This is a genomic window from Halococcus morrhuae DSM 1307 (assembly GCF_000336695.1).
Lineage (GTDB): Archaea > Halobacteriota > Halobacteria > Halobacteriales > Halococcaceae > Halococcus > Halococcus morrhuae.
Map to the genome: position 1 here is coordinate 72,779 of NZ_AOMC01000096.1, position 9,835 is coordinate 82,613.

Sequence of the window (9,835 nt, forward strand, 5' to 3'; positions counted from 1 at the left end):
TCAGCCGAACCGATCGTAGAGCGCGTCGGCGATCGCGGTGGCGATCAGCAGCGGAACGAGCGCCGAGAGCAATGCGAGCAACACGAGCGTCAGTTCACGCCCGGAAACACCATCGAAGAGCAGTCCCGCGAGCGTCGCGAGCGGCTTGCGAAACTGGACGAACAGCCCGAGAAAGACGATCCCGATGACGAGCAGTCGCGTCGCCGTTCGCGGCCGCAGGCCGAGCCATCGTTCGTCGGCCATGCTACACCGAGGGACGCTCGTCGGTCGAGCGATCCGGTCGTTTCGCGCGAGCAGTCTCGCCGAGGCGAGTCGTCACGAGCGCGTTCACACGTTTGGGATCGGGAACGTCGCGTAGCGAGAGGTTTACCCCGCCGGTGCCCGCGGTGTAGACCTCGATGTCGCCGTACGAGAGGGTACGCTCGACGATCGACTGCTCGAAGGCGGTGTTCTGAATGCGATCGAAGCGGATCTGCGTGACCGTTCGAGAGAGCACGCCGCGTTTCTCGTAGATCGCCTTCGTCGTGAACACGTAGCGTGTGCTCCAGCGCGAGAGATACGCCCATGCAGCGACGAGCGCGCCGAACGGGACGAGCACGAGCGCGAGCCACGATGGAAGCACGGGGAGCGATCCGTCGCGGAAGAGCCAGACGCCGAAAATGCTCAGTACGAACGCGATCGCGAACGTGGGGATCGCCGGATAGAGGCTCGGCATGCCGGCCCAGAGCACCCGCTCCTCGCCCGTCAGGTGTACCCAGTCGCTCGCTGCGGCTGCCGAACTCATCCCCTGATTCCTGGACGAGCAGTGACTTACAGGTTGTGTCCGCGGGCCGTCTACGGGCTGTCAACGCGTAGCGAGGGCGCGTCCGAAGTGCTAACGGTTTTTAGCCCCGGGCGTGGAGAGCAGTCATCGTGACCGACCGCCCCAGCCAACGCGGCCGCGGAATCGCCCCCGACAGCGGATCGGGAACGCAACACAGCAGCCGCGAGGAGCAGGCGACGGCGAGCCGCGGGCGCTCGGTCTCAATCATCATCCCGACGTACAACGAGCGCGAGAACATCGAGCGCGTCGTCGAGCGCTGCCGGGACGCCCTCGCCGACTACCGCTTCGAGATCGTCGTCGTCGACGACGACTCGCCGGACAAGACCTGGCAGCTCGTCGCCGACTCCTACGCGGACGCCGAGACGGTCCGCATCGTGCGCCGTACCGAGGAATCGGGACTCGCAACCGCCGTCTCCAGGGGCTTCGACGAAGCCAGCTACGAGTGCTGTGCGGTCATCGATGCCGACCTCCAGCATCCACCCGAGAAACTACCCGAGCTCATCGCGGCGTTCGACGACGGGGCCGACATCGCCATCGGCAGCCGCCACGTCGACGGCGGCGGCGTCGAGAACTGGTCGCGCTTCCGACGGATCGTCAGCCGCGGCGCGATGGCGATCACCAAACTCGTCCTCCCGCCGACACGGAACATCGCCGACCCGATGAGCGGTTTCTTCGCCATCCGGCGCGAGCTCATCGACGACGTCGCGCTCGCGCCCACCGGCTACAAGATCCTGCTCGAAGTGCTGATGAAATGCGACTACGAGAGCGTCGTCGAGATTCCCTACGTGTTCACCGAACGTGAACGTGGCGAGTCGAAGCTCAGCGCCGACGAATACTGGGAATTCCTCGAACACATCTATCAGCTCCGGCGCAGTCCCGACACGAACTGATGCTCGACGGCCGCTTCGACTGACAACTGATCGTTGCTGAGGGGCCACAAGCCGAAGCCACCGTTTTTGTTGGGCAGCCGGACCGACGTGATGCCCGTCCAGAGCGCCGGAGCTCGGAACTGGCGGTCCATCGCCGACGAACGCAGCGACCGTGATCACCACCACAACCTTCATACAAATCGGAGAAGTACGATGTATTGTGATGCCGCAGAGCACCCTCGATCGCATTTGGGATCGGCTTACAGAACGGTACAAACAGGATCAGGGGGCCAACTGTTGTGATTCAACTGTTGAAGAAATGTCGTCGGACCCCACGAACGAGAGATCAGAGAGCTGCTGCGAGTAAAACATAGTGCAAAAATACAATATGTCACGACCCGAATCACCGCCCGACGAGGTGTATGACGCGCTCGCACGACTATACGACGATCCGGAAGCACGGATCGCCGATTTGCGGGACACGCGTCCACCCGAACGCAATGTCGCCGATCAAGAAGCCGTCTTCAAGGCGCTCGCCAACGAGGATCGCCTTCGCGTTCTCGAAACACTCCGCAAGTCCGAGTGCTGTGGCTGTGAGCTACAGGTCGTGCTCGACGCACCGCAGTCAACGGTCGCCACCCATCTACGAAAGCTGAAGAAAGCAGGGTTAGTCAAATCGCGGAAGAAGGGCAAGTGGAGCTACTACCGTATCGCCGATACCGCAGTCTTCGAACTACTCGATCTCGCGCGCGCGATATGGGAGGACACCTGAGATGCTTCCGGCAGGACTCGAAAGCGGCCTCGTCGACTCGTGGAACTACTTCATTCATCTCGTGGTGCTCCTCGTCCCGCTGTTCATCGGGGCGTCGTTCCTCGTGGGCCTCGCCCAGGAGTATCTCCCGCCGGAGAGAGTCGAACGAGCCCTTCGCGGGCACGACGAGGGTTCGGGGAACGTCGCTGCCGCCGGAGTGGGTGCCGTGACGCCGTTCTGTTCGTGCTCGACCGTCCCCGTTCTGGCAGGACTGCTCCAGGCGGGTGCGCCGCTGGGACTGGCCTTCTCCTTTCTGCTCGCTTCGCCGCTGGTCAACGAGATCGCCGTGTTGTTGCTCGTCGGGCTGTTCGGCATCGAAGTGACGGTCTATTACGTCGTCATCACGCTCGTGGCGGCCGTCATCGGTGGACTCGTCATCGGGCGACTGGGGTTGACCGAACAGATCAAGACGGTCCGTATCACGGACGATCCCGATCAGGCCATCGCAACGGACGGCGGGACGGCCGACTGCTGCGCAGGAGGGACGACGCGGACGGAACGAACTCACAGACAACACGTCGAGAGCGCTGCACGTGATGCGTGGTCGTTCTTCGTCGACACCCTTCCATATCTGATTCTCGGGATCGTGATCGGGGCACTAATCCACGGTGTCGTGCCCGTCGATGTTCTTCGAACTGTTCTCGGTCCCGAGAACCCACTGGCCGTACCGTTGGCCGCGCTGGCCGGTGCACCGGTATACGTCAGTCTCAGCGGGATGTTGCCCATCGCTGCCTCGCTCAGCGGACAAGGCATTGCCATCGGGACGGTGCTGGCGTTCGTCGTCGGCGGCGCGGGCGTGAGCATCCCGAACCTGATCCTCCTGAACAAGTTGTTCAAACGCCGACTGCTACTCGTGTATGCCGGAACCGTCGTCACGATCGGTACCATCGTCGGTGCGACGTTCAACCTACTTCTCGTCTGACCCGTATCCAGCGGTAGATTCGCCGTCAAGAACGGAAATCGTCTATCAACGATGGCTACGCAAACGGTAGTTCGTCCGGCGGCTTCGAAGGAATTGTGGTCACACGATGATCGAAGCATGAAACGATCACTCGAAACAGAACGAGCCGGAGGCGACCACATCCCGATATATACGGCGAGCATGCGCAGGCCCTGACGCCATCTTGCAGTCACCCTTTATCCAAATATGGCAAGCACCGTCTGCCCCACCAACGAGGGGACGCCGGTCTGTGCTCGCCCCACCGGGGACGGGCCGTGTCTCCACGAGGTATCGGTTCCTGGAGCGCCGTGTCACGACCACACGGGGCTCAGCCCGGTCGAGGCCGATCCCATCACCTGGGAACCGCTCGACCCGCAGTGGAGCTTATAAAACCCCACTTTTTTAGAGAGGGTCCTCCCTCGCGCCTGCGGCGCTCGGTCAAACCCTCTCCAAAAACCTGGACTAAAAACACCCGCTCGTTCGCTCCGCTCACTCGCGGCAAACCGCGCTCGTTGCACTCGCGCGGACACGACTGTTGTCCACTCCGCACAGCACCGCAGAAGCCCTCACTCGCTCACTAGCGTTCGCTCGTTCGCCCTTCATCCTCCAGGAGAGCATAGTCGTTCGAGAGAGCGAAGCTCTCTCGTGATGTCGTCAGAACGTGATACGTTCTGACTGCAAGTCGAGCTTTGCTCGACAATGACGAAAGACGCGAAGCGTCTTTCGAACCACTCTCCTGAGCCTCGGCTCGCTCCGCTCGCCGAGACGCCAAGGCACCGCTGCCGCGCAGCCGCCACACACTCAGTCGATATAGCCGAGGTTCCGCAGGCGCTCCTGGACCTCCTCGTCGCGGTCGACACCCGCGCTCTCGCCGATATCGATGGTCGCCAGCCGGTCGTCGAGCACCGCTCGGAGGTCGTCCCAGTCGTCGCCGACCGGGTCGGTGATCGGCTCGCGCTCCTCGGGATCGTCTTTGAGATCGAAGGCCAGTACCTCGCCGTCGGCGTGGATGAGCTTTCGCTCGGGCGTGCGCACCGCGACCTGGAGTTCGTCGGGCGCGAGCCGGCCGGGTTCGGTCGCCGAAGAAGCGACCTCCGAGATAGCCGTTTTTTCGTCGATCCCCTCGCCCTCGACGGCCGGCCGAAGCGAGCGCCCGCGGTAGGAATCGGGCCGTTCGGCGTCGGCGTAATCCAGGATCGTCGGCGCGATGTCGATGTGGCGCACCTGCGTCTCGACCTGTTCGGTCGTCGCACCGCCCGGCGGACGAACGAGAAGCGGTACGTGTGTGAGCTCGTCGTACAGCGCCGGCTCGTGGCCGACCTGTCCGTGCTCGAACAGCGCCTCGCCGTGATCGGCGGAGACGATCACGAGGGTATCGTCGTCCACCGCATCGAGGAGCTTGCCGACCTTCTCGTCGGCGTGGCGAACCGACGCGGCGTAGAGCCCACGGATGACCTCGCGCTCGCGTTCGGAGAACTCCTCGGGACTGTGCTGGGCGCGCGTGACGAGCTGGGAGGGCGTCGCGTCGGTTTCGGGCACGCCGACGGCCTCGCGGTGGCGCTTCGGCGGCGTGTATGGCGCGTGGGGTTCGAGCAGATGCGTCCAGACGAACGTCTCGTCGCTCGACTTTTCGAGCGCCTCGCGCGCCACCTCGATCTCGGCCGCGTCGCCACCACCGAGCATCCGCAGCGGGCCCTGGACCGTTCGATAGAGCGACTGCGCCGCCCGATAGACGGGGCTATCGAGCGAGAAGTTGTCAAGCAGGAACTGCCGCCCACGCTCCAGTCCGGGGAGGCCGAACTCGCCGACGTCGCGGTAGATGTCGTAGCCACGGCCGTAGCCGTATTTCTCGCCGAGCCACGGGTTCGCGTGGACGCCCGCGGCGCTCCAACCCGCCTCCTGCAGCGCCTCGCTCACCAGCGTCCGCTCGTCGCTCAACTGCTCGTAGCCACCGTAATCGAGCGGCAGCGTCGAGGTGAACACGGACGGGAAGGCGTAGGGCGTCGCCGGGCCGTGACTCACGGCCTGTGAGAAAACGGTCCCCTCCTCGGCGAGCGCTGCGAGGTTCGGCGTGTGATCGCCCACCGCATCGGGCGCGAACGAGGCATGCGAGGCGCGCCACGCATCGATGGTCAACAGCAGCGTCTTCATTGGTCGTCACCACTACGCGCCCGGCCATTTGTTTTGCCATTCGTCTCGACAGTACCCGTTCGCCGAACGTTCGATCCCGTACCACTCGGCCAACGTTTATGTCGTTGCTATCGGTAGTTCCGATATGGCGTCACTCTTCGAACGCGATACGTCGACGATCGGCACCGTCGTCGGACTGCTCGCGGTGGGAATCGCGCTGTTCGGCTCGACGGCCCTGGGCTGGGAGTGGGGCGCATCCGGCCAACCCGTCGCGTTCGTCGTCGGAGCGATCTTCGCACTCGCCGCCGGCTGGGTCGCGCTGCGAAACTATCGCAACTGACATCGTCCGACGGGTTCGGTCAGGGATCGCCAACAGTGGGCCGTCGATCGAGGGATTCGTTCGCAGTTCTGGTCGAGAACCACAATCCGTGATCCGCCGCGAGGGCCACTCATCAAATTGTTTTCACGGGGTACGGGCGAGGAGAATTCGTATAGTACATACGCCGAGGGGACAAGGCACCCACGTAATGAGCGATGCCCACGCAGCCGACGAGTACGGGGTGACGGGAACACCGAGACGAGGGCTGGTACTGTCGACGTTCGTCTTCTTCGCCGGCCTCACGACGATCGTCTTCTATGGCGCTGCAGGACCCATCCTGGAGGACCAGTTGGCCCTCACCGGCATCCTCCACGGACTACTGCTGTCCTCCCCGCACCTCAGCAAAGCGGTCCTCAGAATTCCCTTCGGCGCATGGGTGGACGACGTGGGTGGCAAAAAGCCGTTTCTCATCCTCATGGCGTCGACGCTCGTCGGGACCGGTGGACTGGTCGTGACGCTGTTTTTCACCTATCCCGAGAACTTCGACATGAGTCTCTATCCACTGCTGGTCTTCTTCGGACTGCTCGCGGGTGCCGGCGGCGCGACCTTCTCTGTCGGAACCTCACAGACCTCCTACTGGTATCCGAGCGACAAACAGGGGTTCGCGCTCGGTGCGTTCGCCGGGATCGGGAACATCGGCCCGGGGATGATCACCTTCGCACTCCCGGTGCTCATCGGGCTCGTCGGACTGACCGGAAGCTACGCGATCTGGCTGGTCTTCATGCTCGTCGCCACCGTCATCTACGCGCTGTACGCCGTCGACCCCTACTACTTCCAGCTCCGCAAACAGGGCACCGATCCGGAGGAATCGAAACGGATCGCCGACGATCTCGGACAAGACATCTTCCCGTCGGGTGGCGCGTGGGAATCGCTGAAGACGTCCGCGAGAAATCGTCGCACGTGGGTTCTCGTCTTCCTCTACACGGTTTCCTTCGGCGGCGGGTTCACCTCCCTGTCGGCCTGGTTCCCCACCTACTGGGAGCAGTTCCACGAGCTGTCGCTCGCGACGGCGGGGCTTCTGGCCGGACTCTTCATCGCCTACGGATCGCTCATTCGGGTTCCGGCTGGAAGCATCAGCGACAGGTTCGGTGGCGAGATCGTCGCCATCATCAGTTTCGCGATCATGGCGCTCGGCAGCGCGATCATGACCGTCGTCACCGGGTTCTGGCCGGCAATCGTCGGCATGATGGTGCTGGGAACCGGCATGGGGATCGCCAACGCCGCGGTGTTCGAACTGGTGCCGAAGTTCGTTCCGGAGGCCGTCGGCGGAGCATCGGGCTGGATCAGCGGCATCGGCGGCGGGGGCACGCTCGTCATCCTGCCACTGATGGGCTACTTCGCGGACGCGTACGGCGAGATCGGCTACGCACGCGGGTTCGGCGTCTTCGTCGTCCTTAGCCTGCTCTGTGTCGGAGTCGCGATCGCACTAAAATACATCATCTCCGAGCCCGACGAATCGACGGACGAAGCAGCGGTCCACTGAGCTCCTGAGACCGATCGAGGAATATCGTTCAATATCGCTGAATCGATCGAGAGCGAGCTATTCGTCGGGATCGCGATGCACGGTGAGAACAGGGATCGAGGAATGACGGACGACGTCCTCGGTCACGCTTCCCAACAGCGCCCGTTTGACACCCGTTCGACCGTGCGTTCCCATGACGATCACGTCGACAGCGGCTTCGTCCGCGTACGAGAGGATGTCGTCGTGGGGGTTCCCCCGACGGACGGCCGCCGTCGTCTCGATGTCGCGCTCGCTCGCCTGTGTGGCGATCTCGTCGGTCGTACTGTGACCCTCCTCTTCGAGCGCATCGAGGAGGTTGTCCAGCCCCGAGAACCCGTCCCCGACGCCGGTGACCGACGTGGGTGGATCGACGACGAAGAGCACGTGGAGCGTCGCATCGTGTGTTTCAGCGAGTCCGAGCGCCATCGTCACCGCTGACTCGGTCGGATCACTACCGTCGGTCGGGAGGAGTATTCGATCGAACATCGTGATTCGTACCTGGGGAAAATATCTGGCGGCACGGTATAACGTTGGTCACAGCAACGTCGTCCAACTGACGTCGGTTCGAGTGGTTGCAGCGGTCCTGGACCGTGGTATCAGTCATCCATCGACGACGTCTCCGTTCCCGCGACGTCCGCGCCGACGTTCGACTCGGTGAGGTCCTGTTCGCGCCAGGTTCCCCGCTTGAACCAGAGATACGCCACGATCCCACCCGCGAGGTTCGAGATCGGGAACGCGATCCAGAGGCCGACGGTGCCCAGTGCTGCCGCCCCGAGCCACGCGATCGGCAGTCGGACGAGCCCGAGCGAGATGAGCGAGATCGCCGCCGCGACCATCGTCTTCCCCGCACCCCGGAACCCGCCGGTGTACGCCCGCATGACGCCGATAAATCCGAACGAGAGGGCGGAATAGCGGAGGAAGGTCGCGCTCTGGGCGACGACCGCTGGGTCGTCGGTGAAGATGCCGGCGATCGGTTCCGGAGCGATCAGAACGAGCGCTCCGAGGAGGGTCAGGCCGACGAGCATGGCCCGAGCACCGAAGTTGTTCGTCTCCGCGGCGCGATCGAGTTTGCCAGCGCCGATGTTCTGACCGGTCATCGTTTCGATGCCCTGCGAGACCGCGAGCGCCGGCAGGAAGATCACCGAGAAGATCCGCGTCCCGATCCCGTAGGCGGCGACGACCGATTCGGGAAACGCGGCGATGACGACCAACAGCAGGTTGATCGACAGCGAGCGCGCCGTCCCCTCGACCGAGGCGGGAACACCGATGTCGACGACCTTGCGTGCGAACGAGAGACTGGGCACCATCTGTCGCAACCGTATCTTGACACCACGATTGCCACGGAACATGACGACGAGACCGACCCCGAACGCCAGCGCCCGGGCAAACACCGTCGCGATCGCGGCCCCGGCGATCCCGGAGCCGGTGTAGCCCGTGAGGCCGAACAGCCACGTTTCGAGGCCACGAGCGCCGAGCAGCCCGAACAGCGGGTTGTCCTGAAAACCGAAGATGAGGATCGGGTCGAGAACGATGTTGATGACGACCGAGCCCGCCATCACGTACATCGGCGTGAGCGTATCGCCGTAGCCACGCATCAGCGACATGAAGACGGCGAAGCCGAAGACGGCCACGAGCCCGATCGTGTACACCTGCAGATACTGTTTCACCAGCGGCGCGATGTTGGGCCCGGCACCGAGCAACGCGAGCAACTCGTCGACGAAGAAGTAGCCGACCGCGCCGAGAACGAGCGAGGCCACCACCGCGTAGATGACCGTCTGGGAGGCGGCGTACTCGGCTCTTCGTTCCTCACCGGCCCCCGTGTACTGGGCGACGAGCACGCTGCCCGCGACCGAGAGCCCGAGCGCGAGCGAGATCAGCAGGAACACCATCGGGAACGCGAAACTGATCGCGGCCAGCGCGGTCGTATCGTACTGCCCGAGCCAGAACGTATCACCCAGATTGTAGGCGGTCTGGAAGAGGTTCTGCACGATGATCGGCAGGGAGAGATAGAACAGCGGTTTGCCGATGCTGCCCGACGTGAGATCGAACTCGTCGCGGGACTTGAACAGTCCGCCGAGACGGCTTCGGAGGCTCACTCGGCGACAACTCCTCGATCGACGGACACGCGACCGGCAGAGCTGGGAGCTCCGCGTGTCGCGGCTTCGTGACCGACGCGGTGGACTGTCTCCGGTCGAACCGTCGTGATGATCGTGTCGGTCGTACTGTTCGTGGAAGTCGCGATTTGCGTCCGCAACGCACCAGTACCGCACTCATACAGCGTGCGAGAGGTGGCATCCGTGATATCGGTGATCGTCTCGTCAGTCATAGTCGTCCAGTGCTGACCGTACAGTCAGCCGTTATCGATACAACTAACCATTCGGT

Annotated in this window: 10 protein-coding genes; 5 read left to right on the top strand and 5 right to left on the bottom strand. The window is 63.5% G+C overall.

Features of this window, described 5'->3' with window-relative positions:
* Positions 1-243, bottom strand: coding sequence for a hypothetical protein (locus C448_RS07360; protein WP_004053335.1), 243 nt, complete (start codon positions 241-243; stop codon positions 1-3).
* A 1-nt stretch (position 244) separates the two neighbouring features.
* The gene (locus C448_RS07365; protein WP_004053337.1) at positions 245-784 is read right to left on the bottom strand and encodes a PH domain-containing protein; all 540 of its coding nucleotides are present in this window, start codon (positions 782-784) and stop codon (positions 245-247) included.
* Between the two features lie 128 nt (positions 785-912).
* Here C448_RS07365 and C448_RS07370 point away from each other — a divergent pair, with 128 nt between their 5' ends.
* The 3 genes from C448_RS07370 (at position 913) to C448_RS07380 (ending at position 3,425) form a co-directional block, all read left to right on the top strand.
* Positions 913-1,713, top strand: coding sequence for a polyprenol monophosphomannose synthase (locus tag C448_RS07370; protein ID WP_004053339.1), 801 nt, complete (start codon positions 913-915; stop codon positions 1,711-1,713).
* A 367-nt stretch (positions 1,714-2,080) separates the two neighbouring features.
* Complete coding sequence (locus tag C448_RS07375) at positions 2,081-2,464, top strand: ArsR/SmtB family transcription factor (RefSeq protein WP_004053341.1); 384 nt, start codon at positions 2,081-2,083, stop codon at positions 2,462-2,464.
* 1 nt (position 2,465) lies between these two features.
* Entirely contained in the window at positions 2,466-3,425 is a 960-nt protein-coding gene (locus tag C448_RS07380) for a permease (RefSeq protein ID WP_004053343.1), read from the top strand.
* A gap of 819 nt (positions 3,426-4,244) precedes the next feature.
* On the opposite strand, the gene C448_RS07385 is transcribed toward C448_RS07380, so the two are convergent.
* The gene (locus C448_RS07385; protein ID WP_004053344.1) at positions 4,245-5,594 is read right to left on the bottom strand and encodes a sulfatase; all 1,350 of its coding nucleotides are present in this window, start codon (positions 5,592-5,594) and stop codon (positions 4,245-4,247) included.
* A gap of 124 nt (positions 5,595-5,718) precedes the next feature.
* On the opposite strand from C448_RS07385, the gene C448_RS07390 reads away from it, so the two are divergent.
* Both C448_RS07390 and C448_RS07395 read left to right on the top strand, forming a co-directional pair.
* Positions 5,719-5,913, top strand: coding sequence for a hypothetical protein (locus tag C448_RS07390; RefSeq protein WP_004053346.1), 195 nt, complete (start codon positions 5,719-5,721; stop codon positions 5,911-5,913).
* A gap of 187 nt (positions 5,914-6,100) precedes the next feature.
* A complete protein-coding gene (locus C448_RS07395) occupies positions 6,101-7,435 on the top strand; it encodes an MFS transporter (protein WP_004053348.1) in 1,335 nt (444 codons plus the stop codon).
* A 57-nt stretch (positions 7,436-7,492) separates the two neighbouring features.
* Here C448_RS07395 and C448_RS07400 read toward each other — a convergent pair whose 3' ends face one another.
* Complete coding sequence (locus tag C448_RS07400; protein WP_004053350.1) at positions 7,493-7,939, bottom strand: universal stress protein; 447 nt, start codon at positions 7,937-7,939, stop codon at positions 7,493-7,495.
* Between the two features lie 110 nt (positions 7,940-8,049).
* Positions 8,050-9,549 carry an MATE family efflux transporter gene (locus C448_RS07405; RefSeq protein ID WP_004053352.1) on the bottom strand — a complete coding sequence of 500 codons (1,500 nt, stop codon included), beginning with the start codon at positions 9,547-9,549 and terminating at the stop codon, positions 8,050-8,052.
* Positions 9,550-9,835 lie beyond the last annotated feature (286 nt).